Source organism: Streptococcus mitis, from assembly GCF_016658865.1.
Taxonomy (GTDB): domain Bacteria; phylum Bacillota; class Bacilli; order Lactobacillales; family Streptococcaceae; genus Streptococcus; species Streptococcus mitis_BT.
Genome location: NZ_CP067992.1, coordinates 1626092 through 1648986 on the forward strand (window position 1 = coordinate 1626092; position 22895 = coordinate 1648986).

Genomic DNA, 22895 nt, shown 5'->3' on the forward strand with positions numbered 1-22895 from the left:
GCATTTGCCAAAATAAACTTGTTATTTAGAAATAGTAGTTTAGTAGAGACTTGAGAAAAAGCCTGCTTTTCAGTAGACTTAGTAATGATCTTTGAAAGACAAGAAAGCCACGCTATCTCCATCCATCATATAAATCAATCGATTTTCTGCATCAATACGACGTGACCAAGCTCCTTGGTAGTCATACTTGAGTGGTTCTGGTTTTCCTATTCCTGTAAACGGATTACGTTGAATATCCTTGATTATCTTGTTGATTCTTTTGAGTGTTTTCTTGTCTTGAGTTTGCCAGTAGCAATAATCTGCCCAGGCATCTTCTGTAAACTTGAGTAGCATTCCTCACTCCTCAATAACATGGATCTGAGTGCTTCCAGCACGGACTTGAGCCATTCCTCGCAAGACCTTGTCTGATAACTCCTTGTTTTGAGCAATTCTCAAAGTTTCCTGAATGCTATCCCACTCGCTCTTTGAAAGGACTACAATGTCCTCGTCTGGATTTTTATTGACCACCGTTAAAGGTTCAAATTCATCATTTACCTTCTTCATGTAATCTTTTAAATGATTTCGGAATGTTGAGTAAAGAACTGCTTCCATAACCATACCTCGTTTTACCTCTTTTCCACTATTATACACGAAAAGAAAGAAATTATCAGGAACTTGTACAAGATTTTCTTTTCTATCTATATATTCGTAAAAATTCTCAAAAAGCCCACCTTTCAGTAGACTTAGTTTGTTTCTATTCTAATCGGCACTCTTCCAAAATTCTGCTCTGCTATACTTGGATTTCCTAGTTGGTAAATCTGGTCTGCCTTTTGAGTCATGATATCCCATGGTTCTTTGCCAATTCGGCTGACTAGAGTGGCCTGTCCTTTCAGAGACTTGAGATGTCGTCTGCCTTTTTCGGTAAAACCAAGAACATGAATCCCTTCTGGTAAGTCACTTTCTCTAGCCTGCACCAAGATATAGGTCAAGAGGCGTCTGACACGCGCCTTAGTGTAGCGTTTGGTGGCAACCACTTCAACCAATTCGTCAACAGACTGAGCCGTCTTGATAGCTTCCTTGATGCGCACAGCCGTTTCTTGATTGACCTGATAGATGGTGGTTAGGTCGGGATTTGACAAGATCTGATAGCGGAGCATAGCAAAATAATCGTCCCATCTCACTTTACTCGCCTGCTCAAAGAGGGCAACAGAAGGCATAAAGCGTTCTAAAAAATCTTTGTCGCTTTGATGCTGACGCAGGGCTGTCGCCGAGGCAAATTCCACATCCTTATCCACAGAATGGTAACCAGCTCCCTGCCGCTGAATCGGATGGAGTTTGATGTTGCGTCCCGCAACCGCCTTGGCATAGGCCAGAGCAAGGACATGATTGGGCGTATTTCCTGAAAAATCAAGACCTGCAAATTCCTTCCACATGGCTTGGGTTTTCTGGGGATAGGAAAGAGAATCAGGCAGATTTTCCACAAATTTCTCCATCTCAGCCCCCTGCTCTGTGTATAAGTCAGCGATTTTCTGGTAATCTAGAACTTCCTCCGTCCCAAAAGCGAGGCTATCAATGCCCAACCTAGCCAAGATATCCACAGCTCCTTGGCCGAAGAAATCCGCCGCCTGAACACTGACTAAAAAGGGCAATTCCACCACCAGATCCGCTCCATTTTCCAGCGCCATCTGGGCCCGTGTCCACTTGTCTACGATAGCAGGCTCTCCACGCTGCATGAAATTCCCAGACATAGCCACGATTTTCAGCCCCTCTGCCTGATCCAGCAGGTATTTATGCCCATTATGAAAAGGATTAAACTCCGCGATAATACCTGTGATGGTCATGATGTTCTCCTACTTTTAACGCCTATATTTCTATACCATCAATAATATCTAAAAATAAATTCTCAATATCCTCATGCACTTCCTCTCTATTTATTTCTTTAAATATAATATTATCTGTGCAACTTTGATGATACTCTTTCTCAATAAATTTATAAATTTTACTTTTTAAATCTTTACCATTAATCATCGAAATCTTGTTTTCTAAACTGACTTTCCATCGATTATCAAATAATTCCTGACATTTAGAATACTTCTTTGATGCTTCCCACTTAGAATCTAATTCTTTACCATCCCCCGTTCCATAAGCAATCATCTTATCATAAAATTTTCCTAATGTCTCTTCTCGAAAAGTTTCGCAGATATCTTCTACTTCTTGATAAAACTTAGCTCTATCTTGTCCTTTTGATATTCTAAATAAAACTTCAGGAATCAAAAGATAATTTTCTATTTCTTTTTTAGTCCAAATATGTAACTTTAGACGCTCTTTCGTTTCTTCTTTAGCTTCTGCATCCTGTTTTATTGAACTCAAGTACGAATCGGGATAATAATCTCTATCTAATATTCCAATTATACTTAGCTTTCCATCAATACTCTTAAAAAAATCAGCCACTTTAAAATATTTGTTAAAGTTCGAAAAACCTTCTATTTTTATAGAAAATATATGATCAATTGAAAAATCACTTTCAGGGTATAACTTATCAAAAAACTTCCTCAAAAACCACATATCTTCACCTTCAAGAAATAGTAATTTCTTATACGTAAACAAACGTAACAAAGACATATTTTGAATACTTCCGATTTCATCTACCACTTTTTGAACAGCGAGTAACTCATTCGTATACTTCAACTTTTTCTTTTTATTACTAACATTCAAAATATTCTCTGAATCGACTTCAGAAATAATTTCTATAGAATGAGTCGCAATAATCACTTGTTGAAAATTTCTACGAACATATTTCAATAATTTTCGTTGTAAATCAGGATGCATATATACATCTGGCTCATCTAAAATAACCGTCGTTATCCCTTGGTTTTTTGATTTAGTAACAAACCACATCATTTGTAACCACATTTGAAGCCCATTACCAACATACCCTAATTCTGTCATAAAATCATTCTCTCCTACAACTAAAGAAACCAAAGTATTATCTGAAAAGTGGTCAAGTTTTGGAGGATTTATTTGCAGATTTTTCCATGTTTGCTTTATTAATGAAGAAAATTCATTAAATACTTTTTCATCATTAGTCATTTCTAAATAAATTTCGTTTCTGAAGTGCAATGATGATAAATATGTATCCTTATCTTTCCTTACTGTTTCTTCCGACAAATATTTTTCAATTTTTCTTAACGGACCTATTTGAGGTAAAATATTTAACTTAGGAAATCCAGAATTGTTAAAAGTATTTTTATTAGTAATAATTTTACCATTCGAGTCATAAACAAGTGCAAATATTAATCCATCATAGAAATGAACTACAATTTTATATCCATCATAAAATCCTGCAGTGAGTTTTGGTTTAGCCCCTTCGTCATAGTTATGTGGAATCGTACCAGTATTGATTTTTAACATCTTACCATTAACAATAATACATTTAGCTTTTTTAGGGAAATCACGAGCCAAACCGTCAGGAATATTTCTAAAAATTGGTTTGGATAAGGCATAAGAAATTATTCTCAATGCTTCAATAATGGTTGATTTCCCTGCATTATTTTTTCCAACTGCAATTGTTAAATCTTTAAACTCTAGTTTTGTATCTTTGAAACAACGATAATCTTCTAAATGTAAAAATTTAAGCATCTAATTTGCATCCCCTTTTCAAATTCATAAAATTATTTATTACACACAAAAAACCAACGGGTGCTGGTTTCTGTTGGCTCCTTGTCTTCAAAGTCCGCATAGAGTTTGAAAGACTTGAAGCCAGCTTGTTCCAGCAAAATATCATAGGTCAGAACCTCATAAGTCCGCTCCTCATGCACTTCATCGTGGCGACTAAAGGAACCATCCGCTTCCTTGATAAAGAATGTCAGCTCATGCACAATGGAGTGAGGCGCCGCATCCTCGTAGGTATCCCAGAGCATGGCGAAATCTTCCGCATTTTCATGATAGGAATAGCCTGGAAAAACCTCATCCGTCTGGTAGGTCGAATGCACATCAAAGATGAAAACTCCATCTTCATTGAGGGCATTATACACTTCCTTAAAGACGTCTCCTACCTCCACCTCATCCTGCATGTAGCAGATAGAGTCCGAATAACAAGTGACAAAGTCATATTTACCCACCTTGGATAAATCCAGCATATTGCCTTCGATAAAATCAATCTTTTGTTTGGCTGAAGCCGCTCTCTTCTCCGCAATCTTCAGCATATCTGCGCTCAAGTCAAGTCCAGTCACATCAAAACCAGCTTGAGAAAATCGCACAGACTGGATGCCTGTCCCACAAGCCAATTCCAAAAGCTTCTTTCTCTCCTTGGTCTTAGGCAAGTGACGCAGAGAAAAATCCGTCCATTTGTCGTATAAACTATCGTCCATGACTGCATCATAGACCGCCGCAAAGGTTTCATAAGTTGCCATAATCATGATACCAAGAGCCTCCATGGCAAACACCACTCGCCCTATACCTTTCTATCCATTTTTTCTAAAATAAGCAAAGAAACCCAGTTGACTGCAACTGAGTTCATCTTCTAAGCAAGAGTTTCAGATAAATCTACAGAATCCGCCTCATGCCATAGTTTTTCCAGATTATAGTGGGCACGCATTTCTTCTGAGAAGATATGCACAACGACAGCACCGAGGTCCAGCAAGGCCCAGCCTCCAGCTGCATCGCCTTCGATATGGCTACCTTTAAAGCCTGCTTCAGCTACTTTTTCACGGATATTGTCAGCGATAGCGTCCAACTGACGGCTATTCATAGAGCTAGTGATGACAAAGTAGTCCGTCACGCTGGTTAAATCTTGTACATCAAGTGCGAGGATATCCTCCGCACGTTTCTCATCAGCCGCTTTCACGACTAGTTCTAGTAATTCTTTTTCGTTCATTTAGTCCTCTTTCAAATAGTGCACAAAGGCGTTATAGGTTTCAAGGGTTTGGGGATAGATGGGAAATCCCTGATGAGCTAGATGCTCCACGGTACGAGCTGTTTCGTAGGCCACTGCCTTATTGAGCGATAGCTCAGCAATCTCACGTGCCACATCCACTCCAGGAAAGGCTCGATTGTGCTCAATATAGTCTGCGACGTAGATGACTTTTTCTAAGTCAGTCATCTGATCAGCACCGACTGTATGGATTTCAATAGCTCGCAGGATTTCAGAGTCTTGCAAATTCAAATCTTCTTGAATCTTGTAGATGCCCACCATGCCATGCCAGACATTATTGCCCCAGTTTTTGAGGCCAGGGTCTAATTGGTAACAGTCAATCAAATCCAGAAATTCCTGATCTGATAGCTTTTTAGCATAGTCATGAAGAAGGCCTGCTAAGCCTGCCTTCTCAGTATCCACACCGAATCGTTGGGCAAGTTCTATGGCTGCACTCTCCACCCCCAAACAATGGGTTAAACGTTTTTCAGGTAGAAGCTCTGCCATTTTTTCCAACAAAGCCTCACGAGAACAATTGATATAGTCTTGATAGGCCATCAGTAGAGCCCCTCCTTCTCGATGTAGTCTAGCACCGGCTTAGGCAGGAGAAAATTGGGTTTTCGTCCTTGGACAAGGAAGTCCCGCACCATGCTGGATGAGATATCCATGAGAGGCACATCCACCCAGATAACGGGATAGGAAGTCCCTGCCTTGTAGCGTGGGCGCTGAACCCCAACAAACTGAACCATGTCAACCAGTTCATCAATTCGGTACCACTTAGGCAGATAGTCAACCATGTCGGCACCGATGATAAAGTAATAATCCGTATCTGGATGTTGCTCTGTCAAGATTTTCATGGTGTCGTAGGTGTAGGAAATGCCCTTGCGCTCTAGCTCGATAGTTTCAATGGCTAGGCCTTCAATCCCCTCAATCGCCAACTCAAGCATCTTGAGACGGTGATGTTCAGGGATGGTTTCTTTTTTGTCCACATGAGGAGGTTGGTATTCAGGCATGAGCAGAACCTGGTCCAGCCCCAACTGTTGCCGTACTTGGTCCGCAACGATCAGATGGGCATGGTGAACGGGGTTAAAATTCCCTCCTAAAATCCCGACTTGCTTGCGTTTTTTCTCCTTGAGTTCTGGCTCCAACTCTACCTTGGTAAAGGGAGTCAATAGTTCGATTGCCATAGGCTAGTCTCCTTTATTTCTCTGTAAAAACAGTTATTTGGAGTAGGTTTTTAGATTTCTTTGACTTTTTTAGAAATCTTGCGATTTTCTTTCTTGCTAGATTGTTTAAACAAAATCAAGATGCGTCCGATTTTTTGGACAGTATCCACACCAATTTCTTCTTCCAAGATTTCAGCTACTTCGTGGATATTTTCATCTGTATTTTGCAAGAGCGTTACTTTAATCAATTCGCGGGCGTCAAGAGCTTGACGAACGCTGGTTTTGATTTGGTCGTTCAGTCCATTTTTCCCAATTTGGATGATAGGTTTGAGGGTGTGTGCCTGGCTGTTGAGGAAGGCACGTTGTTTTGATGTTAATGACATAATTTCTTCCTTATTTTCTGATAGTTATTTTAGGTGGTGAGGGACGGTCGGAACTAATTTTCCAAAGATCTCATCTTTGAAAAATGGATTTCCTGACCTTACAATTGAGCCTTGGTCTCAATTGTGCCCCTTGCCAATCTACAGATTGGCAAGACACCACGGCAATAACTATCTCTACATGAGCTCACTTTGTTCGCTCAGTGATTTTATTTTAAATAATTGCTTTTCGTGCGACGACTGCGACGCCTTCTGGTGCCCAGACGGCGACTTTGGCGGTGCCTGTTACGCGGATCCAGCCGAGTCCAGAGATGACTAGGTCTGTCTTGTCCTTGATGGTAAATACATGCTCAACCAGTTTAGGAAAATCTTCTTTTTCCTTACTATTTGGTGGTGTTAGAAGGGTTCCAAGGTGCTTATCGTAGAAAGCACTAGCGCCTTCAAGCTTGGTACGATGGAGTTTGAGTTCATTATCAAAGAAGGCTGTGAAACCTTGCTTTTCACCAGTGATGAAATCAAAGCGTCCTAGACCGCCTAGAAACAAGGTTTGCTCTGGATTGAGCTGATAGGTTTTAGGCTTGATTTCCTTTTTAGGGCTGACATACTTGAGGTTTTTGGCCGTCAAGTAGTGAGCCATCTGGTGACGGTGGATAATCCCCGGTGTATCGTAGATATAAGATCCGTCATCAAGCGGAATCTCAATCTTGTCCAAGGTTGTCCCTGGGAAGCGTGAAGTCGTGATGACATTCTGATCACCCGTAATTTCTTGGATAATGGCATTGATAAGGGTTGATTTTCCAACGTTGGTCACACCGACCACATAGACATCACGGCCCTTTCGGTAGTGCTCGATTTTGTCTATGACTTCCTTAATAGCATGTTTGTTTTGGGCTGAAGTTAGGACGACATCGACTGGACGAAGCCCTTCTTCGTAGGCACGTTCCATGAGCCACTGGCTAATCTTACCAGGCTTAACTGACTTAGGCAGGATATCTTTTTTATTTCCCACCAAGAGGACATCATTGCCCGATACAAAGCGTGGCAAGCCTGGAATGACAGAGCCATTAAAGTCAAAGATATCAATGACATTTACCACTAAAGCATCACTGTCTCCCACCTCGTGCAAGAGCTTGAGGAAATCATCGTCCGTCAACTGGACATCTGTGATTTCATTGTAGTGGCGGAGACGGAAACAGCGTTGGCAATAGACTTCACCAGTCTCCAAACCTTTTTCAAGTGCCGACTGGGGGGTGAAACCAAGACCAGCCTTGTCTGTCGTCTGAATGGTTGCTCCACAACCAATACAGAGAATTTCTTCCATAGTTAAATTCCTTTTTTATATGTAATCGGTCCGTACTTTTCAGTGATTTTTCGCATCACACGGCGCTCACGAGCTCGGTTAATTTGCGTTTTGATCGAGTCATGTTGGACCAAGGGTTTGACTAAAATCGAGCGAATGCCTGCACGGTGGGCTGCTCGTATATCTGTCATGAGCTGGTCACCAACCATGACCACTTCGCTTTTCTCATAGTGGAATTCCTTCATGGCACGATTAATCCCAAATGTGAAGGGTTTCAGAGCCCAATAAACGTAATCAATCCCAAATTTCTCAACTGCTCGTTGGACACGTTTTTTGGTGTTATTTGAGACTACGATAATGCGAATGCCCGCGTCCCGAAGGTCATGTAGCCATTGCTTCATCTCTGGCGTCCCATCAGGGTTGTTCCAAGCAATGAGGGTATTGTCCAAATCGACCAAAACAGCCTTGATTCCCTGCGCCTGCAGGCTTGGGACTGTCAGATCATAAACTGCTTCCACAGCAAAATCTGGCATGTAATTTTCAATCGCCATTCTGGCTCCTTTTCTTAACTTTTTTTCGCAATTTTCCTTAGTAACAATGACAAGACAATCCACAACCCAGCACTAGCCAAACTGATGTAGAGCCAAGCATGGGGCTCATCTGTTAAAGGTAGGGGAACATTCATTCCGAAAAAGCCTGTCACGACTGCCAAAACCGCTAGCAAGACTGAAATGATGGTCAAGGTTGTCAAATTATCATTCAGATTATTGTTTAGGATGTTGTTATAAGATGCTGATAGTTGTTGGAGTACTTGAGAAATCAAGTCTGTCATGGATACCAGCTGATGAGCCTCAATCATGGCATCATCAAACTGTTCTCTCTCAATCTCGTTAAAACTGCGATAGAGGGCATGCCCTTGAATATGCTCCAGCAACATGCGATTTTGCTTGGCAGCCGCAGTAAGATAAACCATACCAGTCTCCAAGTCGGACAGCGCAAAAAGATTTTTCTTAGTTGTTCGCTGGCGCAAGAGCCCATTGACCTCATCTTTACTCTTGTCCATTTGCTCGATGACAGGATAGTAGGCATTACTGATGATTTCCAGACTGGCAAAGAGAAACTTGTAAATCGAAAGCGTGTCATGACTCTCCAGATAACGGGTCATCTGTTCAATGACATAGGCGTTCTTGATATTACTAATGGTAATCAGACGATGATGTTCCACGATAAAGGTCATGGGAAAGGCTTCGTAGTAGGCCTTATCCTTTTTCAAGTTCAAGACATTGTAGATAAAGGTCACAGTCCCATTTTCACGGTGATAATCCATGTGGGCACGCTCATTTCTATCCAGCGCATATTCGATGGTTTCCTTGTCCAAACCGTAGATTTCAGAAAGGTCCTCTAATTTTTTCAACTTGTCCAAATCTAGGTTAATCCAGGTACAACCATTGCCCAACTGTTTTTCTAAAAACATCTTCTCTCCTTTACCAAACTCTTTCTATTGTACCATAAATCTGCTAAAATTTCAGGCCTGGTCTGTACGAGAGAAATTGCTGACGACGGTGATATTCCGATTGGGAACGAAGTGCAGAACCTGGTCTTCTCCTCTGAGTTGCGTTGTTCGAATGCCAACACTAACCACCTTGCCCGATACAGTAATAGGACCATTTGTCAGAACAACCTCATCTCCTACATCCAGTTGACGTTCAAAGAGGATGAAAAAGCCATTGATGACATCAGACAGAAAACCTTGGGCTCCCATCCCAATAGCCACCCCAGCAATCCCAGCTCCAGCAAGCAAACTAGAAACTGGCAAACCCAAAATAGACAAGATACAATAAAGCAAAAAGAAATAAAGGGTATAATTAAACACATTCTCTAATAAACGTGAGATGGTTTTTTGGCGCCCGACATCATGACGAGACATTTTTAGAGAAGGTTTGACAATTCTCTGCACCATTGTATGAAGCAGTTTTTTAGCTATGTAGAATAGCAAAAATAGAAATAACAGAGAAAGTACCTTGGTCAAGATATTCTCAATAATCGTTGTTATATCAAGCTTATTGAGGTAGGTTTGAATAAATTCTTTCATAGAAAACTCCTTTCGTTTATTATACCATACTTTTACAAGTGATGAATCTCCATAAATATTCAAAAATAATAGCCAAAATAGACAGAAAATTCTTGATTTTAGTTCATATTTATACTATAATCATAAACATTACACAACAAAGGAGGTTGTTATGAAAAAAATCATTCATGCTTGGAATAAGGCAAGCCTAATCAAACGGATTTTGATTGGCATGCTTATTGGAGGAACCCTAGGGCTGACACTTCCTAACATTTCAGGAATTGGTCTACTCGGAGATCTCTTTGTTGGTGGCCTCAAAGCCATCGCACCTATTCTAGTCTTTGCCCTCGTTGCTAACGCCCTTTCCCAACATCAAAAGGGACAAGATAGCAACATGAAAACGGTTATCTTCCTTTACTTGGTAGGAACCTTTGCAGCGGCACTTGTTGCTGTCCTAGCAAGCTTTATTGTCCCTGTTGAGATTACCTTAAATAGTGCCAATACAGAAATCGCACCACCAGATGGAATTGGCCAGGTCCTCAGCAACCTCTTGCTCAAACTGGTTGACAATCCAGTCAATGCCCTCATTACTGCCAACTACATCGGTATCTTATCATGGGCAGTTATTTTCGGGATTGCTATGAGAGAGGCCAGCAAAAATAGTAAAGAATTGCTGAAAACTATGGCTGATGTGACTTCTAAGATTGTCGAATGGATCATCAACCTAGCTCCCTTTGGAATCCTTGGCCTTGTCTTCAAAACTATCTCTGATAAGGGAATCGGAAGCCTAGCTAACTACGGAATCTTGCTTGCCCTATTGGTGACAACTATGTTCTTTGTGGCTCTGGTAGTCAATCCACTAATTGCCTTCCTCTTTATGAAGAGAAATCCTTATCCCCTCGTTTGGAAATGTTTGCGTGTCAGCGGTGTGACAGCCTTCTTCACTCGTAGTTCTGCAGCTAACATCCCTGTAAACATGAAACTTTGTCACGACCTTGGACTAGATCCAGATACCTATTCAGTTTCTATCCCACTTGGTTCTACTATCAACATGGCCGGAGCAGCGATTACTATTAACGTTTTGACCCTTGCTGCAGTAAATACTTTGGGAATCCCTGTTGACTTTGCGACAGCCTTTGTCCTCAGTGTAGTAGCAGCAATCTCAGCCTGTGGTGCTTCTGGTATTGCCGGAGGATCCCTCCTTCTTATCCCAGTTGCTTGTAGCCTTTTCGGTATTTCTAACGATATTGCCATGCAAGTTGTCGGTGTTGGATTTGTCATTGGGGTCATCCAGGACTCATGCGAAACAGCTCTCAACTCTTCAACAGATGTCCTCTTTACTGCCGTTGCCGAATACGCAGCAGCCCGTAAAAAATAACTCATAAAGACAAGCCTGCTCAGGTCTTGTCTTTTCCGCTTTTATTCGAACTTACTAGGAAATCCATATGTCTATTAGCCAACGTACGACCAAACTCATCTTAGCTACCTGTCTTGCCTGCCTTCTTGCTTATTTTCTCAATCTCTCCTCAGCAGTTTCAGCTGGAATCATCGCCCTCTTGAGCCTATCCGATACCCGTAGAAGTACCTTAAAACTGGCCCACAATCGACTCTTTTCCATGCTTCTAGCTCTAGCTATTGGTGTTTTGACTTTTCACTTGAGCGGATTTCATATCTGGAGCCTTGGCCTCTATCTAGCCCTTTATGTGCCCCTAGCCTATAAGATGGGTTGGGAAATTGGCATCACACCAAGCACTGTTTTGGTTAGCCACCTCTTGGTACAAGAGTCAACCTCTCCAGAGCTTCTAGTCAATGAATTCCTTCTCTTTGCTATCGGTACAGGTTTTGCCTTGCTTGTCAATCTCTACATGCCTTCACGAGATGAGGAAATTCATCACTACCACACATTGGTAGAAGAAAAGTTAAAAGATATTCTCCAACGCTTCAAATATTATTTATCCAGAGGAGATGGACGCAACCGAGCACAGTTAGTTGACGAATTGGACACCCTTTTGGAAGAAGCCCTCAGACTGGTCTATCTAGATCACTCTGACCACCTCTTTCACCAGACCGACTACCATATCCACTATTTTGAAATGAGACAGCGACAAAGTCGTATCCTGCGAAACATGGCCCAGCAAATCAACACCTGTCACCTAGCTGCCAGTGAGAGCCTGATTTTGGCCCAGCTCTTTTCAAAAATTGCAGGCCAACTAAGCCAGACCAATCCTGCTTCTGATTTGCTAGATGAAATTGAACGTTATCTGGAAGTCTTCCGTAATCGCAGTCTGCCCAAGACAAGAGAAGAATTTGAAACCCGTGCCACACTTCTTCAACTCCTACGTGAAGCCAAAACCTTCATCCAAGTAAAAGTTAATTTTTACCAAAAATATGGATAGTAATACTCTTCGAAAATCTCTTCAAACTACGTCAGCTTCACCTTGCCGTATATATGTTACTGACTTCGTCAGTCTTATCTACGACCTCAAAACAGTGTTTTAAGCTGACTTCGTCAGTTCTATCCACAACCTCAAAACGGTGTTTTGAGCAGCCTGCGGCTAGCTTCCTAGTTTGCTCTTTGATTTTCATTGAGTAAAAAAAGAAAACTTCAGATCAATCACAAAAGGTGAATATCTGAAGTTTTCTTTTATTTGTAAGTTATTACCATAAATGTTAACAGTAAAACGAATAAAGCCAAACTCACTAATAAAGTAAGAACCTTGACCAAGGTATTGCTCTGCCAGTAGCTTGGTTTACCAATATTACTAGTGGCATCCATGGAAAATAGTTGATTTTGACGAGGTTGTATGGTTACCAATACAATCAAAGCAAGAGAGAGGATAATAGCTAAAACAATCAGAATATCAGTCATAGGCCTACCTCAAAATTCCCAGTAAAGTAAAGAGTAAACCAATCAGAATCATTAAACCCAAGATGAGTGAAAAAATCTTACTAATCTTTTCCCCTCGGGTTTCTTTTTCTTTCTTGATCGGTTTTTGTTTCAACTCTTCCATACGACCTTCAACGTCTTTGTAAAATAAATCTTCGTCTGACATGTTAGCCTCCTAAAACGGTTTGCATGGTTTCCTTATATCGCACCAAGTCAACATAGTTGGCATGTTGGCCTTGTTTGCCAAGTGCCTGACGCATTTGTTCAACATCTGAAAGGGCCAGTTTAATGGTCTCAACCAAAGCAGAAACTTCACTACTTTCAAATAGATGATCAGGAGCGATATAGAGTCTATTGTGCACTGTCTGATTAAATCCAAGAATCAAGAGATTGTGCTCAAAGGCCTGACGCACCGCCTGCAACAACTCATTGCTGTGATTGATATCTAAATAAATATCCGACAGTTGATACAGCTCCTGAATCTTCTGTGGACTAGCATTCTGGTAAAGGACCACATTAGGATAGCAAAGCATGTCTAATAACTTAGAAGACATCTCTGTTACCGCCGCGATGCGGAAAGTGACATCAGGCAAGGCTTCTACGATTGCTTCTACTTGCTCAATCTGATCTGAATTAGTCAAGATTAAGGCATCTCGTCTTAGGAAATTATCGCGTTTAAACTGGTAATGGTAACCCAAGTGGACAAACTGATCATGGTATTTCTCGTCAGTCAACTCTAAAGCACGTTCATAAGTCGCTTTGTTTGGAATGATAATCTTCTTAGTACGCACATCATCGCTTTCCAAAATCAACTGCATATTGCCTGGAATGGCATCATAAAGAGGTTCCTGCCAAACCAAAACATCTGAGCCAGATTTATCTGGATGATGGAAGGAAACCAAGAAAGGAGTCGCTAAGGTATTAAAGATAAGCTGATGGCTATCTAATCCCAAATCTTGTAAAAAGAAGGTGATAAATTCAACTTTATTTACAAAAGATCGCATAGGTTTACCTGGTAAGGTCAATAAGATATCACCCGTCACATGGTTTTCAAGTAAAACTTCCTGACCATTGACAGCTTTGTAAACAGTCATAATCCGTTCACTATCAGCGCTATAAGTGGTTGTAGCAAAGCAAGCTCCGAAGCGATTGTAATGGTCAACCTGACGGACTCTACCTTCCAGGTCTTTCCAATCTACCTGTTTTACCAAGCGAGCCTGCATTCCATCAGCATAATGAATGACGGCCCTCTCCTCTGTCATATCTTCAATACGAGCAGACTGATTATTGCCTGAAATTTCCCAAAAAGCTGGAACAGGGACTTGGTTGAAATAGAGAGGTTTTCCCTTTTCATAGCCTAGATAATAGGTAAAAGGAGAAACCAGACCATCAGGCAGAAAACCATCTGCATCGATGACCACTCCAAGTTGAGAAAGACCAGTAGCGACTAGACTTTCATGTAAATCTCGACTTTCCTGACTATAACGATCATAAAGTTCAATCATGGAGCACCTCCTCTACTGTTTTCTTCCACTTTTCTAAAATTTCTTCGGTTAAAAAGCCTTCTGCAATTTGATAAGAATGGTCACGCATAGATTCCAAACGATTTTCTTGATACAGTTGACAAATCTTAGCTGCGTAAGCTTGCTTGATTTGGTCTTCTACATGGTCAGATGAACTTGGAATCAAATAACCATTTTGCCCATCTTCTATAAAGGTCTGATTACCATAAGGCACATCAAAACCGATGAGAGGGAGGCCTGAACCAATAGCTTCCATCAAGGTCAAACCAAAACCTTCACTGGTTGAAGCCGTCAAGTAGACCTCATACTGGCTATAAATCTGCGAAAGTTCCGCATGTCCCTTGAGCTGGATATAATCCTCAGCCTGATGATTTGCAATAATATCTCTAAGCAGAGAATCCTCTCCACCGCTACCATAAATATCAAAGGTTAGTTCAGGAATTTCCTTACGAGCTTCAATAACTGCCTTGACCAACCAATCAATGTGTTTTTCTTTGGCAAGACGTGAAGCAGTAATCAATGAAAAAGGCTTACGTCCTTGACTTGACTCGGTCAAGGAATCAATACTTCCTACAGGAATGGTAATAACCTTTGGTTGGTGCTGGGTGTATTTGGCAAATTGCTCTTGCAACACTTCCTTTTGTCTATCAGTTGATACGATAAAGAAGTCAACCTTATCTGCATTGGTAAACTGATAGTCGTAGTAATTATTCCAAAGGATATAGTCATCGTCTGTAGCACTTTCACTATAATGCTCCGCATGAACAACTACCGCTAAATACGCTGCTTGTGCTTCCTCAAAAACAACCTGTCCAATGCCTGTCTCCCTATCCAGAATGACTAAATCAGACTTATTTAAATTCAAGGATTTCATAAAAGCACGCATGAAAGCTGGTTTCCCATAGAAAATCTTATCCTTAAAACGATAAATTTCTTCCTTCCCTTGATTCATCAAGATATCATAGGCTGGAGTCCCGTCTTCATTGTAGAAAGTTCTTTGGTATAAGACTGCAACATTGTCCTTGGGAGCAAAATATTCGCTACAATAGCGCGTATAAGAAAAGTAATCCTTCCGAATCAAATTCCCCTTAAAAACATACTCGGCATGTTGGACCAAGTCCTTATCCTCGTCAACCAAATAACAGGTGACAAACTTATCTTGGTCAGAAAAGAAGAAACGCAAAATCTTGCCATTCTTTTCTCGATGACTTTCAACACCGTCAAAAGTACCTAATACATCTGCCACTGTCACACTAGTCGGTGCAATCTTGATATCTGTAAAGTGATTATAAAGCCAGATAACTTGCTCATCATCAAAACCTATATTGGCTGTCAGATGCTGAATATTATCAGCTAAAATCATATCTGTAAAGATAAATTTAGAGGGTAAATTCAAACTTCGAAAAATACCGGCACGATAGGCTTGAGCATATTCTACACCGCTACTGGCCCAACCAATTCCTAAATTTATATTGTAAATTGTCATATTTTCTCCTCTTATGGAAAATGAGTCACGATTTCACCTTTTGGAGTGACCTCAACCAGCCCCATCAGGAGATTCCGTACCATATCAGCACGAATTTGCTCTTTCATCGCTTCAAAACCTGCATAGGCTTCTTGATAATATTCTACAATTGGATTTTTCTGTGCAGCAGATTGACCACCGATAGCCATAGATAATTGTTGTAGATAGTCTACCTGCTCCACCCAGTTATCATCAATAGCCTTGAGCATGGAGAGTCGTAAAAACTGTTCATACAAGCCGTGTTTCTCCAGTAATTCCTTCTTTTCAGAGAGTTCTCTATTCACAACTTGTTGAATAAAGTTGCGGACTTGTTTCTGATTAGATAGGTCTAGATTATCTGGAATCTCCTTTACATGGAAACTGATATTGGTAACAATAAAGTGAAACAGTAATTCACGACTGGCATAGTGTTCAGCCGCTACCGCTTCTGTATATCTCTCGATGATATCCAAAACTACATCTTCTAAGTCACGAGAACCATCTATTAGACGATTGCGTTCCTTGTAAATCATATCCCGTTGAATATTCATACTTTCAGCATATTCTAGAGTCTGACGGCGTGCCGAACGTCCAGCACTATCACTGGCATGCTGAGCCCTTTCGACCAGGTTACGATACTTACGACCTTTGAGAATTTCTGGTTGCGTCATATCTTGAACCTGATAATCTTTATACTTCTTGTGAACCCAAGATGGACCAAATTTCTTAATAACATCATCTTCCAGTGATACAAAAAACTTACTCATGCCTGGATCTCCCTGACGGCCCGAACGACCACGGATTTGAAGGTCAATCCGCTGACTCTCCATCCGCTCTGTTCCGATGACAATCAAGCCACCAAGTTCTGCAACTCCCTCACCGAGTTTAATATCCGTACCGCGTCCTGCCATTGAAGTTGCTACTGTTACAGCCCCCATTTGACCTGATTCTGCGATGATTTGAGCCTCACGCGCAGCATTATTAGCATTGAGGACATTATGAGCTATTCCCTCACGAAGCAAGAGCGATGAATAAAGCTGAGACATTTCAACTGAACCTACAAAAACCAGTAAGGGATTCCCCTTAGCATGATACTCTTTGATGTATTCCAAAGACTCATAAACTTTCTCTGGTAAAGTCACATAGAGATTATCGGGATAATCAATTCGTTGCTTAGGACGATTGGTTGGAATCCGAATAACGGCCATATTATAAGTCTCAAGAAATTCTTTTTCTGCTACCTTTCCTGTCCCCGTCATCCCAGATACTTTTTTAAACATCTTAAAGAGACTCTGATAGGTGATGGAAGCCATGGCTCTCGTTTCAGGAGACAACTTCACGTGTTCCTTGGCTTCAATGGCCTGATGGAGACCTCCCTGCAATTTGGTCATTTCCATTAAACGACCAGTCCCCTTATCCACCAATACCATCTCATTTCCACGAATGATATAGTCCTTATCTTTAGTAAAGAGTTTATGGGCTCGAATCGCATACACTAAATGACGAGCAAAAACCGCATGTTCTTCCTTGTAAAAATGATCTATGCCTAAGAAGCTTTCAGCAGCCTTAGCCCCCTTGGTAGTGAGCCAAACCTCATCCTTCTCCTCTTTGAAAATATAATCTTCTCCTTCGACTAGCGTTGTCACTAGTGTATCAATGATTGCATAGTAATTAGACTGAACACGGGGAGAACCCGCAATAATCAAAGGAGTTTGTGCACTATCAAGCAAGATATCGTCAATTTCATCAATAATGACATAGTTAAAAGGTCGCAAAAACTTACCTTCTTCATTCGAAGCCAGATTATCATTTAGGTAATCAAAACCTAAATTACTATTGGTTGTGTAAATGATATCCGAAGCATAGATCAGTTTCTTTTCTTCTGCTTTCATTTCCTTCTTTGGATCCCCTGTAAATGGGACCCCAATAGTCAAGCCTAGGAAACGATAAACTTGGCCCATTTCCTCTGCATCCCGCTTTGATAAATACTCATTAGGCGTAACAACCATCACACCTTGACCTGAAAGAGCGTTCAAATAGACCGGCATGGTAGCTGTTAGGGTTTTACCTTCCCCCGTATTCATCTCAGCAACATTTCCGTAGTGCATGACAATAGCTCCCATGACCTGAACATCATAGGGGAACATCCCTAAAATCCGCTTGTCTGCTTCACGCACCACTGCAAAAGCTTCTACTAAAAGGTCATCTAGACTTTCTCCCTTGGAAAGACGCTGACGAAACTCCACTGTTTTAGCAACTAATTCTTGATCCGAAAGAGAGGACATCTTGCCTTTTAAGCTATTGATCCTCTTTAAAATCTTTTTCACTTTCCTAAGCTGAAAATCTTGACTGAATCGTCTAAACACTTTTTATCTCCTTGATTGAAAAATCATAAAAGGTTAATTCTTGAAAACCAGCACTCAAAAGGGAAATGCGATAAGTATAGGTATCCTCTGGATAAGTAAAGGTAAACTCTCTTACCTTTTCAACTTTTTCTTCCAATACATCCTCATAACGATTTAAGAAGATCAGTTTGATATAGACACCATTCTCAGGTTGACAATCAAAATGCATCGCTAAATGATATTGATGATTTCTTTTGAGTAATGGAAGTTGTGGCTGGGTCCTAGCACCTTGGTAATTAACACTAGAAAACCAAGTCCTCAAAACTTCACCAGATGGCAAGAGGGGGTTATATAAACGCACACTCTTGTCTGGGTAGTAGGATACATTTGATCCGTACATATAAGTCCCACCAACTTCTCCCCAATGAATGGACTGTCTCTGTGTGATTATCATCCTTTCTCCCTTCCAAAACCACTTGCTAGTACCATCCGATAAAAGTGGATAAACCAAGCAACATTGGTATCTGTATCATCATTGTGTCGACCTGCCGTTCCTTTAGATAAGATTTTAGCACCTGTATTACACAAATAAGTAACTAGTTTCTCATAAGCCTGCGGATCCATATCTTCATCTTTCATGTAAGATAATCCAAAGGTAGTATTGGAAAAATCTGCCTGCTTAAAAGTTTTCCAAAATCGCTGATCCAACTCCGTCATATCTTGCCAACTCGTCCCACCTGTATGGTGAATTAAGCAATCAAAAGCTAAGTTAGAGACACCCGGTGCATCCAAACGTCCACGGCTAGCTATGGTTCCTAAATTTGCCAAGGGTTTCCCTAAAATCACAGCATGAGGTTCAAAAGTAGCACCGTAGTAGAGAGAAGGAAACGTTCCCATAGAAAGGCCTGATAAAATCAAATCCTTAGAGGTTAAACCAAGATAATCTAAATAATATTGAATGGTGGCTTTTAACTTACCTTCTAATTCATCACTTCCAAGGTAAAAAGCCCCACCCTCTAAACGAGGATCTGAAAAGAGGAGGAAAGGACATCCCAGACTCTTCATCATAAAGTAGCCCTCGAATCCTTCTGCAGGTCGATAACCTGCAAAATAGACAGCCAAAGGCGGTTTAAAATCACCTGGATGGAAGAAATAGTTTATTTCATCACGCTTGGAATCATGAAGGATATTTCCACCAAGTACAAACTTACCAAATTGTTTTCGACTCCAACGTTGGTGAAGATTACCTAGTTTGATAGCTCCACGACCTCTTGCTTCAACAGATATCGAAAGAAAGTAATCTCCATCTCGACTATCCATAAAAAGTGCTTGCTCCAAGTCTTTTTCAGACACTATGATCTCTTCAAAAATATCATCAACAGATCCACTCCAAATTTTACGGATGACCAAACGAAAGTCACAATTTCCTTGCTTTTCATATTCAAGCCACAACTCAATAGGAAGTGTTTTTTGAACAACTATATTATAAGCCCAATAGGCAAGTTGGGAAAAATCTTGTCCAAATCCACCTTCCAAACTCACATAATCTAATCCCTGATAAGAAATAGCTCCTGTAAAGTTTGGATTCACTTGTATCATCGAAGGAAAGAGTTTATCACCATAACCACCGCCAAAAAGAGATTTACTCAAATCATTGATGAGTTGTTGGGGACTTGAAAAATCAATTGCTTGTGCACATCGTTTTTTTAGAAAATCCACAACCTCTCTATCATTTATTTGTAGATTCTGGTTATAAAATAAAGTATAAGGTTCAAAATATTTTACAAAGGAAAATAAGTCTTTAGCATACTGACCATCTTCTATTAAAACTGCATGAAAACGGTTAATATCCTCTTTTTCAATTATTTCACGAAGGGCTACTGACGAGTTGGGGTAAAAATGATACCAACTCATATTTTCAGGTATGTCATAGTGATTTCCCCAATTGGCAAGTCCTATCTGTAAAATATTAAGTTCCTTTGACATTTTTAACCTCCTCTATCCATTTCTCTAATTTTCCAAGAAATTGTTGTCCAGTGTGCTCCTTAATCTTATCAATCGAATAAATTAAAGACTCATTCCATTCTTTTAATCTATCTGTATAATAATGTGCAGCCTTAGAAAATTCTGTCACATCTGTCAGCAAATAACCATTTTTTAAATGTTCAACATAGACTGTTTTAACTAGGTTGATTTGAGGAGTCCCTGCACTAATCCCAGCTATCTGTGTGTAGAGATGAGGATATCTATTTAAATCCACAATCAAACGAACAAATTCTAGTGTTTTTATTAAATCTAACTCATCATTCAAGTTGACAAACTGTATACGTAAGTCCTGGTGTTGATTTTCTTCCAGAGGATTTTCTGCATCACCATAATCAATCGCCTTTCCCAGATTTTCGGATTGAATGTTTTCTTGGATGAAAGACTCAACAATCCCTTCCACCTCATTCATTTGCTCCTGACTAGCAGCAAAGGCTCCAAAAATCACTTCAGTATCTTTATTTTCAGAGACAAAGGCCAAGACTTGAAGTAGAGCTTGATTATCAATCCCCTGTTCAAAATCCAGTTGATAATATATGATGGATTCTTTCTTAGTTTGGCTTCGTCCCAATCGTAATCGGGTGTCAAAAGATGATAAATGATAAAAGTGATGCATTCGTTCAGGATACAACTCCTGCAACAATCGTAAACTATCCTCTCTATCCACCAAAATCAAATCCGATTTTTCAAAAGTTAAATCTAAATCCCTAAAGGTATCTTGAGGATTACGTCCAATGAAAAGACTCAACAGTTTCGGATTTTTCTTAGGTAATCGGTCTAAGACAAGCTGATCATGATGAGAATGAGAAGGAAGCATAAAAATATCCTGGTCCTTCACATACTTTTGCAGATAATTCTCAAAAAATTCTGCCACCAAGTCTCCCATGTTTTGGTAAATAAGTGCTTTAAAGCGATAACTAAAAATTGGATTGATTTCTACCCGTCCGCCTTCTTTTAAACGTTCTCTGAATTGCCATACTCCCTTGGGATTCAGATATTCTTGATAAGCCACTTGCCCCTCTTCAAAAAAGATAACACTCGATACAAACCCACGGTCATCCATGATATAGTGCATATGTATTTGACCATTCGGTTCAAAATACTGTATATCACTGATGAAGCCTTCAACCCCATGTTCAACCTTAGCAAATTTCTTCCCATTTTTTTGAACGATAATCGTAAAGGGACTATAAATAAATTCACAGTCATCATCCCACTCAATATCTCTAATACTTAACACTTGGGTATGGAGATTATGAAAATCTTGCATAACATCAAAAACGGAATAAGTATCCGTTTCTAACACACCATGTCTATGTAAAAAATAACGTAGATGAGGCTGGTAAGCTAATACTAATAGACGAGAATCTATATCTTGCTCTTGAAAGAGCCGAATCTGGTGAAAGGTATCATCAAACTCTAGACGAAAACGAGAAAAATACCATGGAGTGATATCTGCATGCCATTTCCTCTCAAAACCATACCAAGCTGGAATAAAATAATACATAAAAGTCTCCTAAATCAAAGGTTTATAGGTCTCATTTAGCCTTAAAGCCTTGACCTCGTCTCTAATCGTAAAAATCATGCCCCCAAACATCATAAACAAGCCTGGAATCATTGCCAATCGTAATAATTTTTCATCAAATAAAACAAAAAGCATGGGACCACCTGCCATGATCACATTAAAGAGACCACCTATGACTGAGAAACGAAGGACCAATCGATTAATAAATCGACTAGTGTCCTCTCCTGGATAAATTCCATAAATGTATTCTCCAGATTTTTTCATGCGGTCTGCAATCTCTTCTCCATTCATAGTAACAAATGCAAAAATAATACTAAATAAAAATAAGACCGAAATATAAACATAGACCCACAAAGGCTTCCCAACAATAAATTCCTTTGATAAAGCCGCTAGCCCTGAATGATTAGGGAAAATAAAACCCAGCAAGATGAACAGATAAGCCGGTACACTAAGAAAACTCATCACATACATATAAGGCATCCCACCTGCAGGATTCAGCATGATTTCGAGATAAGAATAGCGTTTAAAACGATTGTGTAAGCCAATTTTATTAACAGGAACCAAATAGCGAGCTCGATACATAATGGCAAGTAAATAAGAAAAGACAACGGTTAATAAAGCAAGTAACACAATAATCCCTGTTGGAATATGAACCGTTTGAAATGTTTCAATAACATCCTGAGGGATATTTAAAACAATACTGGATAGGAGGATTACAATAGAACCCCCAATCCCCATACTAGCATTTAAATCTGACAACCAAACAAGAAAAAATGTTCCTGCTATCAGCAACAAGGTATTCATTAGAGCAACCAAAATTGCCGAATAGGAGGATTGAACTGGTAAGCTCAAGCTAACTGCCAAGGATTGAATAACAGCAATCAGCAAGGTCAGATACATTTTTCGACGATCTTGAATTTCAATCGCTGTAGAACTTAGCCCCAATTTTTTAGAATATGAAAACATCTGCCACAAAATCATAGCTGACATCCAAGGGGAGAGTCCAACAGAAAAAATTGACAAACTTCTCAGATTTCCACCTGTTAGGGCAGCTGAGAAGGCTAGATAGGCTGTTGAACCTCCTAAAAAATCTTTACTATTTAGGTCAACAAAAGGGAGAGTAATACGACTTCCCAATACATAGATAAACAGTAGAAATAAGGTAAATAATCCTTTTTTTACTGCTATTGACGAATAAATCTTAGTCACAAAATACTCCTTTATTAGCTTTGGGGTCAAATCTCACTTTTATTATATATT

Annotated in this window: 24 protein-coding genes; 2 read left to right on the forward strand and 22 right to left on the reverse strand. The window is 40.1% G+C overall.

Annotated features, from left to right (window positions below; genetic code table 11):
• Positions 1–78: 78 nt before the first annotated feature.
• The 13 genes from JJN14_RS08090 to JJN14_RS08150 all read right to left on the reverse strand — a co-directional run bounded on the left by JJN14_RS08090 (position 79) and on the right by JJN14_RS08150 (position 9829).
• Positions 79–333, reverse strand: a complete 255-nt coding sequence (locus JJN14_RS08090; RefSeq protein WP_201058376.1) for a Txe/YoeB family addiction module toxin — start codon at positions 331–333, stop codon at positions 79–81.
• 3 nt (positions 334–336) lie between these two features.
• Positions 337–591, reverse strand: coding sequence for a type II toxin-antitoxin system Phd/YefM family antitoxin (locus JJN14_RS08095; RefSeq protein ID WP_201058377.1), 255 nt, complete (start codon positions 589–591; stop codon positions 337–339).
• Between the two features lie 131 nt (positions 592–722).
• Complete coding sequence (locus tag JJN14_RS08100) at positions 723–1820, reverse strand: nucleotidyltransferase (RefSeq protein ID WP_201058378.1); 1098 nt, start codon at positions 1818–1820, stop codon at positions 723–725.
• A gap of 22 nt (positions 1821–1842) precedes the next feature.
• Positions 1843–3618, reverse strand: a complete 1776-nt coding sequence (locus tag JJN14_RS08105; protein ID WP_201058379.1) for an ATP-dependent nuclease — start codon at positions 3616–3618, stop codon at positions 1843–1845.
• Positions 3619–3650: 32 nt separating this feature from the next.
• Entirely contained in the window at positions 3651–4391 is a 741-nt protein-coding gene (locus JJN14_RS08110; protein ID WP_322107908.1) for a class I SAM-dependent methyltransferase, read from the reverse strand.
• Positions 4392–4501: 110 nt separating this feature from the next.
• The gene (rsfS, locus tag JJN14_RS08115) at positions 4502–4855 is read right to left on the reverse strand and encodes a ribosome silencing factor (protein ID WP_201058380.1); all 354 of its coding nucleotides are present in this window, start codon (positions 4853–4855) and stop codon (positions 4502–4504) included.
• Positions 4856–5449, reverse strand: a complete 594-nt coding sequence (yqeK, locus tag JJN14_RS08120; protein WP_201058381.1) for a bis(5'-nucleosyl)-tetraphosphatase (symmetrical) YqeK — start codon at positions 5447–5449, stop codon at positions 4856–4858.
• Positions 5449–6078, reverse strand: a complete 630-nt coding sequence (locus JJN14_RS08125) for a nicotinate-nucleotide adenylyltransferase (RefSeq protein WP_201058382.1) — start codon at positions 6076–6078, stop codon at positions 5449–5451. The genes yqeK and JJN14_RS08125 overlap by 1 nt, the downstream gene beginning before the upstream one ends.
• A 50-nt stretch (positions 6079–6128) precedes the next feature.
• On the reverse strand, positions 6129–6440 hold the full coding sequence (yhbY, locus tag JJN14_RS08130; RefSeq protein WP_000060169.1) for a ribosome assembly RNA-binding protein YhbY: 312 nt from the start codon (positions 6438–6440) through the stop codon (positions 6129–6131).
• A 211-nt stretch (positions 6441–6651) separates the two neighbouring features.
• The gene (gene yqeH, locus JJN14_RS08135; RefSeq protein WP_201058383.1) at positions 6652–7758 is read right to left on the reverse strand and encodes a ribosome biogenesis GTPase YqeH; all 1107 of its coding nucleotides are present in this window, start codon (positions 7756–7758) and stop codon (positions 6652–6654) included.
• 2 nt (positions 7759–7760) lie between these two features.
• Positions 7761–8288, reverse strand: coding sequence for a YqeG family HAD IIIA-type phosphatase (locus tag JJN14_RS08140; protein WP_049488402.1), 528 nt, complete (start codon positions 8286–8288; stop codon positions 7761–7763).
• A 14-nt stretch (positions 8289–8302) separates the two neighbouring features.
• Positions 8303–9211, reverse strand: coding sequence for a magnesium transporter CorA family protein (locus JJN14_RS08145; RefSeq protein WP_201058384.1), 909 nt, complete (start codon positions 9209–9211; stop codon positions 8303–8305).
• Between the two features lie 51 nt (positions 9212–9262).
• Entirely contained in the window at positions 9263–9829 is a 567-nt protein-coding gene (locus tag JJN14_RS08150; protein WP_061590246.1) for a mechanosensitive ion channel family protein, read from the reverse strand.
• A 151-nt stretch (positions 9830–9980) separates the two neighbouring features.
• Here JJN14_RS08150 and sstT point away from each other — a divergent pair, with 151 nt between their 5' ends.
• Both sstT and JJN14_RS08160 read left to right on the forward strand, forming a co-directional pair.
• On the forward strand, positions 9981–11186 hold the full coding sequence (gene sstT / locus JJN14_RS08155) for a serine/threonine transporter SstT (protein ID WP_141230462.1): 1206 nt from the start codon (positions 9981–9983) through the stop codon (positions 11184–11186).
• A gap of 67 nt (positions 11187–11253) precedes the next feature.
• The gene (locus tag JJN14_RS08160) at positions 11254–12204 is read left to right on the forward strand and encodes an aromatic acid exporter family protein (RefSeq protein WP_201058385.1); all 951 of its coding nucleotides are present in this window, start codon (positions 11254–11256) and stop codon (positions 12202–12204) included.
• A 248-nt stretch (positions 12205–12452) separates the two neighbouring features.
• Here the strand turns inward: JJN14_RS08160 and asp5 are convergent, their stop codons facing one another.
• Genes asp5 through secY2 form a run of 9 tightly spaced genes read right to left on the reverse strand, consistent with a single transcriptional unit; the run spans position 12453 to position 22844 of the window.
• Complete coding sequence (asp5, locus tag JJN14_RS08165; protein WP_004260825.1) at positions 12453–12677, reverse strand: accessory Sec system protein Asp5; 225 nt, start codon at positions 12675–12677, stop codon at positions 12453–12455.
• 4 nt (positions 12678–12681) lie between these two features.
• On the reverse strand, positions 12682–12861 hold the full coding sequence (asp4, locus tag JJN14_RS08170) for an accessory Sec system protein Asp4 (protein WP_049488410.1): 180 nt from the start codon (positions 12859–12861) through the stop codon (positions 12682–12684).
• A 1-nt stretch (position 12862) separates the two neighbouring features.
• Positions 12863–14200, reverse strand: a complete 1338-nt coding sequence (gtfB, locus tag JJN14_RS08175; RefSeq protein ID WP_201058386.1) for an accessory Sec system glycosylation chaperone GtfB — start codon at positions 14198–14200, stop codon at positions 12863–12865.
• Positions 14193–15704 (reverse strand): accessory Sec system glycosyltransferase GtfA, encoded by a 1512-nt coding sequence (gtfA, locus tag JJN14_RS08180; RefSeq protein WP_201058387.1) that lies wholly within the window; start codon positions 15702–15704, stop codon positions 14193–14195. Before gtfA ends, gtfB begins: the two co-directional genes overlap by 8 nt.
• An 11-nt stretch (positions 15705–15715) precedes the next feature.
• Positions 15716–18088, reverse strand: a complete 2373-nt coding sequence (secA2, locus tag JJN14_RS08185) for an accessory Sec system translocase SecA2 (RefSeq protein WP_201058388.1) — start codon at positions 18086–18088, stop codon at positions 15716–15718.
• Entirely contained in the window at positions 18081–18521 is a 441-nt protein-coding gene (asp3, locus tag JJN14_RS08190; protein WP_201058389.1) for an accessory Sec system protein Asp3, read from the reverse strand. The genes secA2 and asp3 overlap by 8 nt, the downstream gene beginning before the upstream one ends.
• Positions 18518–20053 carry an accessory Sec system protein Asp2 gene (asp2, locus tag JJN14_RS08195; RefSeq protein WP_201058390.1) on the reverse strand — a complete coding sequence of 512 codons (1536 nt, stop codon included), beginning with the start codon at positions 20051–20053 and terminating at the stop codon, positions 18518–18520. Before asp2 ends, asp3 begins: the two co-directional genes overlap by 4 nt.
• On the reverse strand, positions 20037–21617 hold the full coding sequence (gene asp1, locus JJN14_RS08200; protein WP_201058391.1) for an accessory Sec system protein Asp1: 1581 nt from the start codon (positions 21615–21617) through the stop codon (positions 20037–20039). The genes asp2 and asp1 overlap by 17 nt, the downstream gene beginning before the upstream one ends.
• A 9-nt stretch (positions 21618–21626) precedes the next feature.
• Positions 21627–22844, reverse strand: a complete 1218-nt coding sequence (gene secY2, locus JJN14_RS08205; RefSeq protein ID WP_084862892.1) for an accessory Sec system protein translocase subunit SecY2 — start codon at positions 22842–22844, stop codon at positions 21627–21629.
• Between the last annotated feature and the right edge of the window lie 51 nt (positions 22845–22895).

Bases quoted from the DNA above. Each gene is read 5' to 3' on its own strand.
- JJN14_RS08090 (WP_201058376.1), bottom strand. From the start codon at position 333: ATGCTACTCAAGTTTACAGAAGATGCCTGGGCAGATTATTGCTACTGG.
- JJN14_RS08095 (WP_201058377.1), bottom strand. From the start codon at position 591: ATGGAAGCAGTTCTTTACTCAACATTCCGAAATCATTTAAAAGATTAC.
- JJN14_RS08100 (WP_201058378.1), bottom strand. From the start codon at position 1,820: ATGACCATCACAGGTATTATCGCGGAGTTTAATCCTTTTCATAATGGG.
- JJN14_RS08105 (WP_201058379.1), bottom strand. From the start codon at position 3,618: ATGCTTAAATTTTTACATTTAGAAGATTATCGTTGTTTCAAAGATACA.
- JJN14_RS08110 (WP_322107908.1), bottom strand. From the start codon at position 4,391: ATGGCAACTTATGAAACCTTTGCGGCGGTCTATGATGCAGTCATGGAC.
- rsfS (WP_201058380.1), bottom strand. From the start codon at position 4,855: ATGAACGAAAAAGAATTACTAGAACTAGTCGTGAAAGCGGCTGATGAG.
- yqeK (WP_201058381.1), bottom strand. From the start codon at position 5,449: ATGGCCTATCAAGACTATATCAATTGTTCTCGTGAGGCTTTGTTGGAA.
- JJN14_RS08125 (WP_201058382.1), bottom strand. From the start codon at position 6,078: ATGGCAATCGAACTATTGACTCCCTTTACCAAGGTAGAGTTGGAGCCA.
- yhbY (WP_000060169.1), bottom strand. From the start codon at position 6,440: ATGTCATTAACATCAAAACAACGTGCCTTCCTCAACAGCCAGGCACAC.
- yqeH (WP_201058383.1), bottom strand. From the start codon at position 7,758: ATGGAAGAAATTCTCTGTATTGGTTGTGGAGCAACCATTCAGACGACA.
- JJN14_RS08140 (WP_049488402.1), bottom strand. From the start codon at position 8,288: ATGGCGATTGAAAATTACATGCCAGATTTTGCTGTGGAAGCAGTTTAT.
- JJN14_RS08145 (WP_201058384.1), bottom strand. From the start codon at position 9,211: ATGTTTTTAGAAAAACAGTTGGGCAATGGTTGTACCTGGATTAACCTA.
- JJN14_RS08150 (WP_061590246.1), bottom strand. From the start codon at position 9,829: ATGAAAGAATTTATTCAAACCTACCTCAATAAGCTTGATATAACAACG.
- sstT (WP_141230462.1), top strand. From the start codon at position 9,981: ATGAAAAAAATCATTCATGCTTGGAATAAGGCAAGCCTAATCAAACGG.
- JJN14_RS08160 (WP_201058385.1), top strand. From the start codon at position 11,254: ATGTCTATTAGCCAACGTACGACCAAACTCATCTTAGCTACCTGTCTT.
- asp5 (WP_004260825.1), bottom strand. From the start codon at position 12,677: ATGACTGATATTCTGATTGTTTTAGCTATTATCCTCTCTCTTGCTTTG.
- asp4 (WP_049488410.1), bottom strand. From the start codon at position 12,861: ATGTCAGACGAAGATTTATTTTACAAAGACGTTGAAGGTCGTATGGAA.
- gtfB (WP_201058386.1), bottom strand. From the start codon at position 14,200: ATGATTGAACTTTATGATCGTTATAGTCAGGAAAGTCGAGATTTACAT.
- gtfA (WP_201058387.1), bottom strand. From the start codon at position 15,704: ATGACAATTTACAATATAAATTTAGGAATTGGTTGGGCCAGTAGCGGT.
- asp3 (WP_201058389.1), bottom strand. From the start codon at position 18,521: ATGATAATCACACAGAGACAGTCCATTCATTGGGGAGAAGTTGGTGGG.
- asp2 (WP_201058390.1), bottom strand. From the start codon at position 20,053: ATGTCAAAGGAACTTAATATTTTACAGATAGGACTTGCCAATTGGGGA.
- asp1 (WP_201058391.1), bottom strand. From the start codon at position 21,617: ATGTATTATTTTATTCCAGCTTGGTATGGTTTTGAGAGGAAATGGCAT.